Annotated in this window: 8 protein-coding genes; all 8 read right to left on the bottom strand. The window is 59.9% G+C overall.

Annotated features, from left to right (window positions below):
• Nucleotides 1-8: 8 nt before the first annotated feature.
• Nucleotides 9-740 carry a respiratory nitrate reductase subunit gamma gene (narI, locus tag AC097W_RS12200; protein ID WP_479602833.1) on the bottom strand — a complete coding sequence of 244 codons (732 nt, stop codon included), beginning with the start codon at nucleotides 738-740 and terminating at the stop codon, nucleotides 9-11.
• On the bottom strand, nucleotides 737-1,414 hold the full coding sequence (gene narJ / locus AC097W_RS12205; RefSeq protein ID WP_479602834.1) for a nitrate reductase molybdenum cofactor assembly chaperone: 678 nt from the start codon (nucleotides 1,412-1,414) through the stop codon (nucleotides 737-739). The genes narI and narJ overlap by 4 nt, the downstream gene beginning before the upstream one ends.
• 17 nt (nucleotides 1,415-1,431) lie before the next feature.
• Nucleotides 1,432-2,964 (bottom strand): nitrate reductase subunit beta, encoded by a 1,533-nt coding sequence (gene narH / locus AC097W_RS12210; protein ID WP_479602835.1) that lies wholly within the window; start codon nucleotides 2,962-2,964, stop codon nucleotides 1,432-1,434.
• A gap of 11 nt (nucleotides 2,965-2,975) precedes the next feature.
• Nucleotides 2,976-6,782, bottom strand: coding sequence for a nitrate reductase subunit alpha (locus AC097W_RS12215; protein WP_479602836.1), 3,807 nt, complete (start codon nucleotides 6,780-6,782; stop codon nucleotides 2,976-2,978).
• Nucleotides 6,783-6,885: 103 nt separating this feature from the next.
• Nucleotides 6,886-8,514: an MFS transporter gene (locus AC097W_RS12220; protein WP_479602837.1), complete on the bottom strand. Its 1,629-nt coding sequence runs from the start codon at nucleotides 8,512-8,514 to the stop codon at nucleotides 6,886-6,888.
• 27 nt (nucleotides 8,515-8,541) lie between these two features.
• Nucleotides 8,542-9,810: an MFS transporter gene (locus AC097W_RS12225; protein WP_479602838.1), complete on the bottom strand. Its 1,269-nt coding sequence runs from the start codon at nucleotides 9,808-9,810 to the stop codon at nucleotides 8,542-8,544.
• Between the two features lie 161 nt (nucleotides 9,811-9,971).
• Nucleotides 9,972-10,649: a response regulator gene (locus tag AC097W_RS12230; protein WP_479602839.1), complete on the bottom strand. Its 678-nt coding sequence runs from the start codon at nucleotides 10,647-10,649 to the stop codon at nucleotides 9,972-9,974.
• Nucleotides 10,650-10,657: 8 nt separating this feature from the next.
• Nucleotides 10,658-12,553, bottom strand: coding sequence for a type IV pili methyl-accepting chemotaxis transducer N-terminal domain-containing protein (locus AC097W_RS12235; protein WP_479602840.1), 1,896 nt, complete (start codon nucleotides 12,551-12,553; stop codon nucleotides 10,658-10,660).
• Nucleotides 12,554-12,558 lie beyond the last annotated feature (5 nt).

Here is a 12,558-nt window from a genome sequence, read left to right on the forward strand (position 1 = left end):
CCTCTCTCTTAAACGGATTTATTGCGTTGGCTCAAAGGCGTGCTGGGCGTCATACCCACACGGCGGCTGCGTACCACCTGGTACGGACGCACCAGGTACGCCGCTGCACCGAATCCACTCCACACGTGCACCAGGCGGGTGAACGGGAAGATCAAAAAGATCGACATACCCAGGAACATGTGCATCTTGAAGACGAAGCCCGCCTGTGCCAGCATCTCCGGCGCACCAGCCTGAAAGGTCATGATGTGCTGCGCCCAACCGGCCAGCTTCAGCATCATGCTGCCGTCCAGGTGCTGTGCCGACAAAGGAATGGTGGCCAAGCCCAGCGCCAGCTGCAACCACAAGAGCACCAGCAGAACGATGTCGCTGGTTTTGGAGTTGATGCGGATGCGCTCGTCGCTCAGGCGGCGGTGCAACAGCAGGCTCACGCCGATAAATCCGAACACACCAAAGATGCCGCCCGAGACCATGGCCACGATCTGCTTGTTGCCCGCACTGATAAACGGCTCATACACAAAGTGCGGCGTCAACATGCCAAAGGTGTGACCAAAGAACAGGAACAACACGCCCACGTGGAACAGGTTGCTGCCCCAACGCAACTGGCCCGCGCGCAGCAACTGGGAGGAATCGCTCTTCCAGGTGTACTGGTCGCGATCGAAGCGCAACAGGCTACCCAGCAGAAAAACGCTCAGGCAGATGTAGGGGTAGATACCAAAGAGAAAGTTGTCGAGGGCGTTCATAGTGTTGCTCCTTGCGCAGCGGGTGCTTTGCGAACAAAGTGAATCGGTTGAGGGTCGCCAGGTTTGGCCTGGCCTTTGGTGCTGCAGCCGTCAAAGGCCATGGGCTCGACCCACGCCTCGTCCATGGCTTCATCTGCCACGACGGGCACGGCCTGCACTTTTTGTCCGGCCAACTCCAGGACTGCTGCGATGATCGTGGCGTACGGGCTCTCGCGTTTGCGCAGCGCGCTGAAGATGGCGGTCAGGATGTGCTCCATCTCGCCGAGAAAATCGGCCGCCAGTTTGGGCGGCTGCGTGGAGGCAAACTCCAGCACCACACACAAATGGTCAGGCAACTCATCCGGGCTCATCATCAAGCCGGCTTTCTCATACGTCTGCGCCAAGTCCACCATGGCGGGACCCCGGTCACGCGAGTCACCATGGACATGTTCAAACAGATGCAGCGACGTCGCGCGGCCCCGGTCAAACGTTTCCACGTAGCGCGCTTCCACTTCCATGGGGTCCATGCGCGCCAGTTCAGATGCCAGCGCCCTGAGCTCCAGACGCCGCGCTGCGGGTACGGCGGCCTCCGTATCAATGGCTTCGATCAGTTGGGGCAAATTCGTACGCAGGGCGGCGTCGGGGTAGCCCAACATCATCGCCAACGCACGCAGGGAATAACGGTTGTCTTTCATCGGGGTTCTCCTTGTACCTAGAGCATCGACTTGATCGGAATGGTGCGCGCCTTGGTGCCACCAAACAAACTGGTTTCCGACGCACCGTCGGAGCAACCATTGCCAAACGAGAAGCCACAGCCACCGCGCAAGTCAAACGCGTTTTCGGCGTATTCGCGGTGCGATGTCGGGATGACAAAGCGGTCTTCGTAGTTGGCAATCGCCATGATCTGGTACATCTCTTCCACCTCGGCAACCGACAGTCCGGTTTGCTCCAGCACAGCCAGGTTTTGCACGTTGTCCACGTGTTTGCTGCGCTGGTAGGCACGCATGGCCAGCATGCGTTCCAGGGCGCGCACCACAGGGCCGGTGTCACCGGCGGTGAGCAGGTTGGCCAGGTACTGCACGGGAATGCGCATCTGCGAAATATCAGGAATCTCGCCATTGGCACCAATGTGACCGGCGTTGGCCGCCGAGTTGATGGGCGACAAGGGTGGCACATACCACACCATGGGCAGCGTGCGGTACTCGGGGTGCAAGGGCAAGGCCACTTTCCACTCCACGGCCATTTTGTAGACCGGGCTGTTGCGGGCGCCCGCCATCCAGGCATCGGGAATGCCGTCGATGCGCGCTTGCTTGATCACCTCGGGGTCATTCGGATTCAAGAAGATGTCGAGTTGTGCCTGGTACAGGTCTTTCTCGTTTTCCACGCTGGCGGCATCAAGAATGCGGTCTGCGTCATACAGAACCACGCCCAGGTAGCGGATACGGCCGACGCAGGTCTCGGAGCACACGGTCGGTTGACCGGCTTCGATACGGGGGTAACAGAAGATGCACTTCTCGGCCTTGCCCGATTTCCAGTTGAAGTAAATCTTTTTGTATGGGCAGCCCGAGACGCACATGCGCCAGCCGCGGCACTTGTCCTGGTCGATCAGCACAATGCCGTCGTCTTCGCGCTTGTAGATCGAGCCTGAGGGGCACGATGCCACGCACGCAGGGTTCAGGCAGTGCTCGCACAGGCGCGGCAGGTACATCATGAAGGTGTTTTCAAACTGGCCCATCATGTCTTTCTGGACCTGGTCAAAGTTGTCCAGATTCGCATCCTTGCTGCGCTTGGAGAACTCGCCACCCAAAATTTCTTCCCAGTTCGGGCCCCACTCGATCTTCTCCATGCGCTTGCCGGTGATCAGGCTGCGCGGGCGCGCGGTCGGTGGCGCCTTGACTTCGGGTGCCGACTGCAGGTGGTCGTAGTCGAAAGTGAAGGGCTCGTAGTAGTCGTCAATCGACGGCATGTTGGGGTTGGAGAAGATGCGCATGAGCAACTTCCACTTGCCGCCTTGCTTGGGCTCGATGGAGCCGTCTGCCTTGCGAATCCAGCCGCCATTCCACTTGGTCTGGTTTTCCCACTCCTTGGGGTAACCAATGCCGGGCTTGGTTTCGACGTTATTAAACCAGGCGTACTCCATGCCGGGGCGACTGGTCCACACGTTTTTGCAGGTAACCGAACAGGTGTGGCATCCAATGCACTTGTCCAGGTTCAGCACCATGGCGATTTGCGCGCGTATTTTCATCGTGTTTCTCCTTAGGCCTGGATGGTTGCTGGGGCTTCGCCATCGAGCCAGTCAATCTTGCGCATCTTGCGCACCACCACAAACTCGTCGCGGTTGGTACCGATGGTTCCGTAGTAGTTGAAGCCGTAGCTGAACTGTGCGTAACCACCGATCATGTGCGTGGGCTTGGTCACAATGCGGGTGACCGAGTTGTGAATGCCGCCGCGGGTACCCGAAATCTCAGCACCGGGGGTGTTGATGATCTTCTCCTGCGCGTGGTACATCATCACCATGCCGGGCTTCACGCGCTGGCTCACCACCGCACGGGCCGCAATGGCGCCGTTGGAGTTGAACAACTCGATCCAGTCGTTGTCCACAATGCCGGCCTCTTTGGCATCGTCTTCACTCATCCACACGCACGGGCCACCACGGCTCAGGGTGAGCATGATCAGGTTGTCCGTGTAGGTGGAGTGAATACCCCACTTCTGGTGTGGCGTGATGAAGTTCAGGGAAACTTCCTTGTTGCCATTGGGCTTGCGGTCCTTGATGCCTTCGATGGTCTTCAAGTCCACAGGTGGGCGGTAGCTGGTGAGGCCCTCGCCAAAAGCGGTCATCCACGGATGATCCAGGTAGAAGTGCTGACGACCGGTCAGGGTGCGCCATGGGATCAGCTCATGAACGTTGGTATAGCCAGCGTTGTACGACACGGTTTCACTCTCAATGCCGCTCCAGGTGGGCGAGCTGATGATCTTGCGCGGTTGCGCCTGGATATCGCGAAAACGGATTTTTTCGTCTTCACGGTGGATGGCCAAATGGGTGTGGTCACGCCCCGTGATCTTGGACAACGCCTGCCAGGCCTTGACGGCCACGTGACCATTGGTCTCGGGGGCCAATTGCAAAATGACTTCGGCTGCGTCAATATCGGTGACGATTTTGGCCATGCCTTTGGTCACACCCTCGGCATGCACTTTGCCGTTGAGTTCGCCCAGTTGGCGGACCTCGGTTTTCGTGTCCCAGCCGATGCCTTTGCCGCCGTTGCCGGCTTTTTCCATCAACGGCCCCAGCGCGGTAAAGCGGGCAAAGGTGTTGGGGTAATCCCGCTCAATCACGGCAACAGACGGTGCCGTCTTGCCGGGGATCAGATCGCACTCCCCTTTGTGCCACTCTTTCACGTCAAACGCCTGCGCCAACTCGGACGGGGTGTCGTGCATCAGCGGTGTGAGCACCACTTCTTTTTCCACGCCCAGGTGACCCACGCACACTTTGCTGAAGGCTTCGGCAAAGCCCTTGTAAATCTCCCAGTCCGAGCGTGATTGCCACGCCGGGTCCACTGCGGTGGACAGCGGGTGGATGAAGGGGTGCATGTCGCTGGTGTTGAGATCGTTCTTCTCGTACCAGGTGGCGGTGGGCAACACGATGTCTGAATACAAACAGGTGGTGCTCATGCGGAAGTCCAGCGTGACCAGCAGGTCCAGCTTGCCTTCAGGCGCCTTGTCATGCCATTGCACTTCGGTCGGTTTGGCTTCTTCTGCGCCCAGGTCTTTGCCCTGCACGCCATTGGTGGTGCCCAAGAGGTGCTTCAAAAAGTACTCATGGCCCTTGCCGCTGGAGCCCAGCAGGTTGGAGCGCCACACCAGCATGTTGCGCGGCCAGTTGGCGGGGTGGTCCGGGTCTTCGCAGCTCATCTTCAAGCTGCCATCTTTCAAGGACTTGACCACGTAGTCTTTGGGGTCCATGCCCGCAGCGTTGGCATCCTTCACTACTTGCATGGGGTTGGTTTGCAACTGCGGTGCACTGGGCAACCAGCCCATGCGCTCGGCGCGTACGTTGTAGTCAATCAGGCTGCCGCCAAACTTGGCCTTGTCGGCCAGGGGCGACAAGATTTCGTCCACACCCAGTTTTTCGTAGCGCCACTGGTCGGTGTGCGCGTAGAAGAAGCTGGTACCGTTCATCTGCCGGGGTGGGCGCACCCAGTCCAGAGCAAATGCCAGTGCCGTCCAGCCGGTTTGCGGACGCAGCTTTTCTTGCCCCACGTAGTGGGCCCAGCCGCCGCCGGACTGACCAATGCAGCCGCACATCATCAGCATGTTGATGATGCCGCGGTAGTTCATGTCCGAGTGGTACCAGTGGTTCATGGCCGCACCGATGATGACCATGGACTTGCCACGGGTCTTGTCGGCGTTGTCGGCAAACTGGCGGGCGACTGCAATCACCTGGTCACGCTTGACGCCGGTGATCATTTCTTGCCACGCCGGGGTGTACGGAGTGTTGTCGTCGTAACTGGTGGCAGCGTTCTCACCGGGGATGCCACGGGCCACGCCGTAGTTGGCAACCGTCAAGTCAAACACGGTTGCTACCAGCGCATAGCGCTCTTCGCCGGCCTTGCCGAGCTTGATGCGGCGCACCGGCACCTTGCGCACCAGCACGTCATCAGGCGCCTGGCCCTGCTTGTTGGCGGTGAAATTGGGGGTGTCGATACCGCCAAAATACGGGAAGCCGACTTCGCCAATTTCATAGTCCGCAGCACCGCCGTTGGCAGACGCTTCCATCATGCTCAGCTTGAGCTTGACGTCGCCGTTGTCGCGCGCTTCTTTGCTTTCCAGATTCCACTTGCCGATGTCGGCACGGCCTTCCGCACCCCAGCGAAACCCAATGGAGCCATTGGGCAGAACGATTTTGTCGTTCTCGTCAATCGCCACGGTTTTCCACTCAGGGTTGTTGGCCTGGCCCAGCTTGCCATTGAAATCACTGGCGCGCAGGTAGTGGCCTGGCACCATGACCTTGCGGCCATCGGGCAAGGTGCGCTCTTCCAGTTGCACCAGGTTGGGCATGTCGGTGTAGCGGCGCACGTAATCATCAAAATAACTGCTGCGCTTGTCAAAGTAGAACTCTTTGAGGATGACGTGGCCCATGGCCATGGCAACTGCGGCGTCGGTGCCCTGCTTGGGGTGCATCCACAGGTCGGCCAGTTTGGCGACTTCCGAGTAATCGGGCGTGATAGCGACCGTCTTGGCACCCTTGTAGCGCACCTCGGTGAAGAAGTGGGCGTCGGGCGTGCGGGTCTGGGGCACATTGGAGCCCCAGGCAATGATGAAGTTGGAGTTGTACCAGTCGGCCGACTCGGGCACGTCGGTCTGCTCACCCCACACCTGTGGGCTGCTGGGAGGCAGATCGCAATACCAGTCGTAAAAGCTCAGTGGCACGCCACCGATGAGCGACAGGTAGCGGCTACCGGCGGCATAGCTGACCATGGACATGGCCGGAATGGGCGAGAAACCCACGATCCGGTCCGGGCCGTATTTCTTGGCGGTGTAGACGTTGGCGCTGGCAATCAGCTGGTTCACTTCATCCCAGGTGCTGCGCACAAAGCCGCCCAGGCCGCGTTGCTTTTGCCATTCGCTGCGGGCAGACTGGTTTTCAACCACGGCAGCCCACGCATCGACCGGGCTCTTGGCCACCGCTAGTGCTGCGCGCCAGTGCTCCAGCAGGCGGCCGCGCACCATGGGGTATTTGACGCGGTTGGCGCTGTACAAATACCAGCTGTACGACGCGCCGCGGGCACAACCACGGGGTTCGTGGTTGGGCAGGTCATCGCGGGTGCGGGGGTAATCGGTCTGCTGGGTTTCCCAAGTGACGATGCCGCCTTTGACGTAAATCTTCCACGAGCAGGAGCCCGTGCAGTTCACGCCGTGAGTGGAGCGCACGATCTTGTCGTGGGCCCAGCGGTCGCGATACGCGTCTTCCCACGTGCGGTCTTCACCGGTGGTAACGCCGTGGCCGTCGGAGAAGCTCTCCTTGGGCGCCGAGAAGTGGCTTAGTCGATCAAGGAAGTGGCTCATAGAATGACCTCAGTGGACAAAATTAGTGAACAAATCGGGCTGTAGACCCCGTCAATAGTGAGCAGGCAGCTATTAAATTGATAGTGATTTATGGCAACCCGGCTCAGGGATTCTTGATCTCGGCGCCGGCACGCAGGTAGAACCACCAGTTCAGCACCAGGCACAGCGCGTAGAAGATGGCAAAGCCGTACATGGCGTTTTGGGGTGTGCCCGCTTTGATCTGGGCACCAATCACCACTGGGGCAATGAAGGCGCCGTAAGCCGCCACGGCAGACGTCCAGCCCAGCACGGGGCCGGCTTGCTGGCGATCAAAAATAAAGCCCACGCTGCGGAAGGTGGAGCCGTTGCCCACACCGGTGGCGGCGAACAGCACGATGAATAGCACCATGAACACGAAGAAATATTGCTCGGGTGTGGCCGACTGGTAGGCCAGCATCATCACGTAGCCCACTGCCGCAGAAGCCGCAACCATCACCACCGACACCCACTGGGTGACGATGGAGCCGCCCAGCTTGTCGGAAATCCATCCACCCACCGGGCGCACCGCAGCGCCAATGAAGGGGCCCATCCAGGCATAGGTCAGCGCAGACGGTGCGTTGGGATTTTTCAGCGCGTGCTGCATGACACCGGCCGCATCAGGCATGTGCTGAAAGCCAAAGATCACCGTGATGGCCAAAGGCAGTGCCATCGAGAAGCCGATAAAAGAGCCGAAGGTCACCACGTACAGCGCCGTCATGGACCAGGTGTGCTTGTTACTGAAAATGGCGAACTGCTTGGCAACGTTTTCTTTCATCGAGCCAAAAGCCGCGAGCCGCATGACCGCCAGGGCCGCGATGATGTCCAGCGGAATAGCCACCCACATGTTGAGCAACCCCAAGCCGGTGGGCGCAGGCAAATAGAGGTACAGCATCACGATAGACGGGATGAAGGCCAGCGTGTACAGGTACGTCACCTTGGCAAACGCGGCCAACGGGCTGCCCGTATCCGGCGACACGGTCTTGAGATTGCTCATGCCAAACCAGCACAACACACTCAGCGGCACCAGCGACAGCACCCAGGCGAAACCGGCGTTCTGGATGTAGGTGGGCGTGCCCGCTGCAATCTTTCCAAAAATCCAGCCGCTGGCTTTGATCAGTACGCGGGGCTCGCCGCCGAACTCGCCAAACAGTCCGATGGTCATCACCAGCGGAATGACGATCTGCATGGTGGTCACACCAAAGTTGCCCAAGCCCGCATTCAAACCCAGTGCCGTGCCTTGCAAGCGCTTGGGAAAGAAAGTGGTGATGTTGGCCATGGAGCTGGCAAAGTTGCCGCCGCCCACGCCGGACCACAAGGCCATGAGCTGAAACACCCACAGCGGCCACTCAGGGTGCTGCAAGGCCATGCCGGTGCCAATGGCCGGGGCCAGCAGCATCGCGGTGGTCAGGAAAATGGTATTGCGCCCGCCCGCCAGGCGGATCAGAAAGGATGCCGGGATGCGCATGGTGGCGCCCGAGATACCAGCGATGGCCGTCAGCGTGAACAGCTCGGCCTGGGTAAACGGAAAACCCAGGTTCAGCATCTGCACGGTGATGATGCCCCACATGCCCCAGACGGCAAAGCCGCAGAGCAAGGCCGGGATCGAAATCCACAGATTGCGGTAGGCAATTTTTTTGCCTGTGCTCTCCCAAAACTTCTCGTCCTCAGGACGCCAGTCGGAGATGTCGGCCCCGGAAGTGTTTTTTGTGTTCATAGTCATGACTCCAGTGGAGGGGCCGGTTTAGTTTTGAAGAGAAAAGGGTTTGGCGTCTTTGCCCATGACCGGGGCCTTGCGCACTTCGGTCCAGTACATCCAGATCAAGGAGACCCAGACCACGCCGTACATCAGCATGAAGGCGCTGGAGCGGATACCGGTCAGGTCCATCAATGCGCCAAACATGATGGGCAACACGAAGCCACCCAGACCACCGGCCAGGCCGACGATGCCGCTGATGGTTCCGATGTTCTGCGAGTAGTCATCGCTGATGTACTTGAACACGCTGGCTTTGCCGAAAGCAAAGGCCACACCCAGGACGGCCATCAGTGCCGTGAAGGCGTAGACATTCAAACCAATGTGGTAGGTGCTGGGTCCATTGGCCGTCAGAATGGTGAAGTCGGTTTGTGGGTAGGACAACAGGAACAGGCAGATCCAGCTCACCCACATGACCCACCAGGTCACGCTGTGGGCACCGTATTTGTCGGACATGACACCGCCAATGGCACGCAACACGCCGCCAGGCAGCGAGAAGCATGCCGCCAACAGCGCCGCAATGCGGATGTCGAGCCCGTATTCGCCCACGTAGTACTGCACCATCCACAAGGACAAGGCGACGTAGCCACCAAACACGATGCTGTAGTACTGGCAGTACTTCACCACTTTGGGGTCTTTCAGTGCCTTGAGCTGGTCCCTGAAACTGACGTTGGTGGACACCAGATGCGAGGGGTCGCTGTAGCTGAACATCCAGAACAGAATCAGGGCCCCCAGCATGATGCCGGCGTAGACCTGCGGAACCATGGCCCAGCCAAAGGCCACCAGCAGCACCGGAGCGACGAACTTGTTCACTGCTGCTCCGGAGTTGCCCGCGCCATAGATGCCCATGGCCGTACCCTGCTTGTTCTTGGGAAACCAGCGTGCCACGTAGGGAGTGCCCACCGAGAACGAACCACCAGCCAGACCCACGAACAAGCCAATGGTCAGGAAGTGCCAGTATTCGGTGGCGTAGCTCATCGTCCAGATGGCGGGGACCGTCAATGCCATCAGGCAGGCCATGACAACGCGGCCGCCGTACTTGTCTGTCCAGATGCCCAGGGGCACCCGGATCAGCGAGCCCGTGAGCACCGGTGTGGCCATCAGCAGGCCGAACTGGGTTGCGTTGAGGCCCAGCATCTTCTTGATCGGGATGCCGATGACGCCAAACATCATCCACACCATGAAGCACACGGTAAATGCCAGAGTGCTGACGATCAGCACCGACCACGCTTTTCTTGAGTTGCCCAAATCAGAGGCCATATTTCCTTCTCCTGAGGTATGGCATGACTATCCCGGATAGGGGACAGATTGACAATCCGCCATTCGAACGTGCCGAACCAGAAAATGGAACTATGTCGGGCGGACCCGGCCTAGTTCGAAAGAACTATGCCGCACTCAAACAGAGGGGATGTTGATGAATGTCAAGAAATATTCAGCGCAGCGGCGTACACAGCGGCCTGCACTCGGGAAGAGAGCTGCAACTTGCGCAGGATGTGCTGCACATGGATCTTGACGGTGGTCTCGGCAATCTCCAGGCTGCGGGCGATCACCTTGTTGCTGTCGCCACGGGCAATCAACGACAGCACTTCACGCTCTCTGGCAGACAGCAGCGCAATACCGGCCGCTTCCGTGCCCGCGGTCGAGGCCGCCACCAACGGAGCGCCGGATGCGGGCTTGGCCCTGAACGCGGCGACCAGCTTGGTCATCATTTCGGGACTGACCACCGACTCGCCGCCCAGAACCTTGACGATGGACTCGCACAGCTGGTCCGACTCCACCGTCTTGAGCAAGTAGCCATCGGCCCCCGCCTGCAGGGCCGCCGCCAGATCCTCTTCGTTTTCGCTCACCGTGAGCATGAGAACGCGCGCACCCGGGGCCGCTTCCTTCAGGGCGGCAATACCGTCAACCCCGCGTACGCCGGGCAGGTGGTTATCCAGCAAGATCAGATCGGGCCGGCTGCGCTGGGCGCAGCGCAACGCCTCGCCCATGTCGGCGGCCTCGCAGGTCACGTCAAAGCGCCCGTCCTGCGACAGCAGGGCAATCAGTCCGCGACGAAACAGGTTGTGGTCATCGACCACCAGCAATTGAACAGGTTTCATGGTGAGTGTCATGTTGCGCCCGCCGTCAGCCCGTTGCCCATCACGGGATGGGGTGGCAGCGTCAGTGTCACGGTGGTTCCCTGGCCTTCTGCAGATACGACGCGCACCTCGGCACCGATGCGTGCAGCCCGCTCGCGCATGATATTCATGCCGACATGGGACTCGCCATGGTCCCGGTCCAGATCAAAGCCAATGCCGTTGTCACGCACCACAAAGCGCCAGCACGCACCCTTGAGTATGTCCAGATCAATATGGGTGGCCCCTGCATGCTTGCGGACGTTGGACAAGGCTTCCTGCACCACATGCAGCACCTGCACCTGCACATCCGGCGGTAGCGGCAAGCCGTCGCCCTGAACCTTCAGCAGCGTGGGCAGGCCGGTCTGGTGTTTGAATTTTTGCAGGGTTTCCTGCAACGCCTGCTCAATGTCGTCCGTGTTGGTACGGGTACGGAAATGGACCAGCAACTCCCGCACGTCATTGATGCTCTCTCGCACGCCGGTATCGAGCTCATCCAGTGCGGTTTGCACCTGGGCGGCCTGCTCTTTCTGGGTGGCGGAGCGCAGCAGCTGAACCTGAATTTTCAGAAAGGCCAGTGACTGGGCTATGGAGTCATGCAGCTCCCGCGCCAGCAGCGCGCGCTCCTCCCCCACAGCCGCTTCGCGCTCCAGTGCGGCGGCGCGTAGCCCCTCCAGCGCACTGGCCAAATGGCTGGCCAGCGCGTCCAGCAACTCGACTTCGTCGGTTCGCAAGGTCACACTGCTGCGAAAGAACAGGTCGATCTCGCCAATGAGTCGCTGCTGCAGCCGTATCGGCACGCTGACCAGCGACTCATAACCCGCCCGCGCACAGTGGCGCACGGGTGCGTGCTCATGGCTCACGATGGGGATGACGCGTGTACGGGCATCCGGCTTGAGATTTCCACACGCACAGGCCCCTGCCAGCAGACTGCGTTCGTCTTCCATCATCTCCTGGGGAAAACAGTCAGACGCCAGCATCAGGTAGCGCTGGTTGGCCTCGTCGGACCAGCGCACCGCCACGGCATCGGCCTTCATGACCGTACGTACACGCTTCGCAAATCCTTTGGACAGTTCCTCAATCGTGTTGGCTTCCGCCAAAAAGGCGCTGACTTCGTAGAGTGTTTCGATGCGGGCGCGCTGGGCTTCTATGTGGCGGGTCTTGGCCTCAACCTGGGCTTCCAGCCCTTCATACAGCGACTGCAACCGGGTCGCCATGCCATTGAAACCGGTGGCGACCTGGCCAAATTCGTCCTGGGTATCCACTTCAATGCGGGTGGTGAAGTCACCCGACTCCAGCTTGCGCAGCCCCTGTCGCAGGTTCGCAAGCGGGTTGATCACAAACAGGTAGCCGGTGTAGAGCATCACAACCGCGCCCCCAATGGCCAGCGCCATCATCACGAATTGAAAGAGATTCAGAATGGCGGTGAGGCGGGACAGCTGCTGCTCGATGGCCAATACAAAGGCGTCGATGGCATCCACAAAAACGCCAGCGGTCTGCAATGAATCCTGTGCGGAAAGGGGCTGCTCACGGAGCCACTGCGCCCGTTGCACGCTCCACAGCGACTCCACTACTGCAAACTTGCGGCTGACCAGTGCATCCGACGGAACAAACAGCGGCCGGGCGGGGTCTCCCGCACGCAACAGGCCCAGACTCTCATCAAACTGCCCCACCAGCGCCTGCACCTCGGCATGCGGCAACCCGGACTGCACCGTGCTGGACAGACGCCAGGTTTGCATGCGCATGCGCCCTGCCTCGTTCACCGCAGCGGCGCCACCTTCCAGCTGCCAGGTGACCCACAGCGTCAACCCGATCGACGCCAGAGCGACGACCAGCAGGCTGACGCCAATTCGGATGAGCTTCTTTGAAAGCGAGGACTGGGGATGCATCCCCG

Source organism: Rhodoferax sp. GT1R46, from assembly GCF_056521285.1.